The following is a 1,326-nucleotide window of genomic DNA, read 5'->3' as shown; positions in this document are numbered from 1 at the left end:
TGAGGTTCCCCCGCTGTGCGGGAGTGGCTGACTAGCTGGTCAGGGCGGGTTGACGTGATTTCAGGTTCACCGGTTCGGCCGCTGCCTGGTCGGCGTAGCGCTTCTCCTCGAACTCGATCGGGCTGAGGTAGCCGAGGCGTTTTTGGATGCGTCGGGGGTTGTAGAAGCCGTCGATGTACTCGAAGAGCGCCAGATTGGCTTCGGCCCTGGTCGCGAAGACGCGGCCGCGGATGCACTCGGTCTTGATGATCATCCACAGGTTCTCCGCCAGGGCATTGTCGAAGGAGTCCCCGACGGAGCCCATGGACGCCCGGATACCCGCTCTGACCAGCCGCGTCGTCAGCTTGATACTCGTATATTGACAGCCGTGATCGGCATGGTGGACCAGTTCGCCCGGGGCGACCTCACGGCTGGCCAGGGCATACTCCAACGAGGACAGGACCAGGTCCGCGTCCGCGCGGGCGGAGGTTTCCCATGCCACGACGCGGCGGGAGAACGCGTCGCGGATCGCCGACAGCCACAAAGGCCCCTCCCCGGTGGAGATCATGGTGAGGTCGGTGACCCACAACCGGTTTGGCGCGGGCGCGGTGAAGTCGCGTTGCACGAGGTCAGGGGCGAGATCGGCGTCCGGATCGCGGCGGGTGAACCCCTTGCCGCGGCGGGGGCTGATGCCGACGAGACCGGCCTCGCGCATGAGGCGCTCGACCCGTTTGCGGCCGACGTGCACTCCACCGCGCTTCAAGACGGCATGGACACGGGGCGAGCCGTAGACCCCGCCCGATTCCTCATGGACCTGCCGGATCCGGCCGGTCAGCTCCGTGTCCTGACGGCGCCGTTCACACGGCTCCTTTTCTGCCTGGCGCCAGCGGTAGTAGGTGGACGAGGGGATGTGCAGTTCCCGGAGTACGGGCTCGACCCCCAGGTGCGCGTGCTCATCGAGGAGCGCGGTCACCTGGGCCGGGTCGGGTCGAGCTGGGCCGCGAAAAAAGCCGAGGCTGTCCGCAGGACCTCGTTCGCCCGCTTGAGCTGGGCATTCTCCCTGCGCAAGGCGGCCAACTCCTCGCGCTCGGCAGTGGTCAACACGTCCTCCCGTTCGCCGGCGTCGGCCTCGGCCTGGCGGATCCAGTTGCGCAGAGCCTCGTGGTGGACACCGAGATCCTCGGCCATGCGGCGGATCACCGGCTTCGGCTCGGCCGCCCGGTACATCCGGACCGCACGCTCACGCAACTCCAGCGGGTACTTCCTCGGGGCAGGCATCGTCAGGGCTCCTCTCATGAGACCCATCTGACCCGCTGTCACCCTTCCCCGCATCTCGGGGGAACCTCA

At 67.4% G+C, this 1,326-nt stretch carries 2 protein-coding genes; both read right to left on the bottom strand.

Annotation, left to right across the window (positions count from 1 at the left end):
* Positions 1 to 31 precede the first annotated feature (31 nt).
* The gene (locus ACIP9H_RS42305) at positions 32 to 952 is read right to left on the bottom strand and encodes an IS3 family transposase (RefSeq protein ID WP_401964274.1); all 921 of its coding nucleotides are present in this window, start codon (positions 950 to 952) and stop codon (positions 32 to 34) included.
* Complete coding sequence (locus tag ACIP9H_RS42300; RefSeq protein WP_329128445.1) at positions 949 to 1,257, bottom strand: transposase; 309 nt, start codon at positions 1,255 to 1,257, stop codon at positions 949 to 951. Before ACIP9H_RS42300 ends, ACIP9H_RS42305 begins: the two co-directional genes overlap by 4 nt.
* Positions 1,258 to 1,326 lie beyond the last annotated feature (69 nt).

It is taken from the genome of Streptomyces sp. NPDC088732 (genome assembly GCF_044751205.1).
Lineage (GTDB): Bacteria > Actinomycetota > Actinomycetes > Streptomycetales > Streptomycetaceae > Actinacidiphila.
Note: the sequence above shows the minus strand (reverse complement) of the source record. Positions and strands in the feature narration are given on the sequence as shown.